Annotated in this window: 2 protein-coding genes; both read right to left on the minus strand. The window is 53.9% G+C overall.

The features are described 5' to 3' along the window. Nucleotides 1–177: 50S ribosomal protein L6 (gene rplF / locus ACN0UN_RS11530; RefSeq protein WP_417660101.1), on the minus strand; the 177-nt coding region annotated here is incomplete at its 3' end. Between the two features lie 9 nt (nt 178–186). Continuing rightward, nucleotides 187–579 carry a 30S ribosomal protein S8 gene (rpsH, locus tag ACN0UN_RS11535; protein ID WP_094278372.1) on the minus strand — a complete coding sequence of 131 codons (393 nt, stop codon included), beginning with the start codon at nt 577–579 and terminating at the stop codon, nt 187–189. Nucleotides 580–633 lie beyond the last annotated feature (54 nt).

Genomic DNA, 633 nt, shown 5'->3' on the forward strand with positions numbered 1-633 from the left:
GTCGACGCTTTCACGCGGGGCGAAGGTCAACTGGTTGTCGTTCTGGCTGATTTCAACAGCGGCATTGATGGTACGGTTCAGTGTACCATTGCCACCCTTGATGGTGATTTCCTGACCGTTCAACGTCACTTCTACGCCGGCAGGAATTTCGATAGGTGCCTTAGCAACGCGAGACATATCTACTCCTTAAGCTACGTAGCAGATGATCTCACCACCCATACCGGCTTTACGCGCGGCACGGTCGGTCATCACACCTTGAGACGTGGAAACGATGGCCACACCCATGCCGGCCATAACTTTCGGCAGTTCGTCGCGCTTCTTATAGATGCGCAGACCGGGGCGGCTCACACGCTGCAGCAGTTCTACCACAGGATTTCCCTGGAAGTACTTCAGAGTAACTTCCAGCTCGGCCTTGGTGTCACCGGCAACGGCGTAGTCAGTGATATAACCTTCTTCTTTCAGGACCTTGGCAATCGCTACCTTGACCTTGGAGGAAGGCATGGAGACAGCAACTTTGTTGGCTGCCTGACCGTTGCGGATGCGGGTCAGCATATCCGCGATCGGATCTTGCATGCTCATTGTGTATTACTCCCGTGTTCGCTTACCAAGAAGCCTTCTTCAGGCCCGGAATTT

Origin of the sequence: Pseudidiomarina sp. (assembly GCF_048267825.1) — a bacterium.
GTDB lineage: Bacteria > Pseudomonadota > Gammaproteobacteria > Enterobacterales > Alteromonadaceae > Pseudidiomarina.

Coding starts and splice junctions, on each gene's coding strand:
- rpsH (WP_094278372.1), bottom strand. CDS start 579: ATGAGCATGCAAGATCCGATCGCGGATATGCTGACCCGCATCCGCAAC.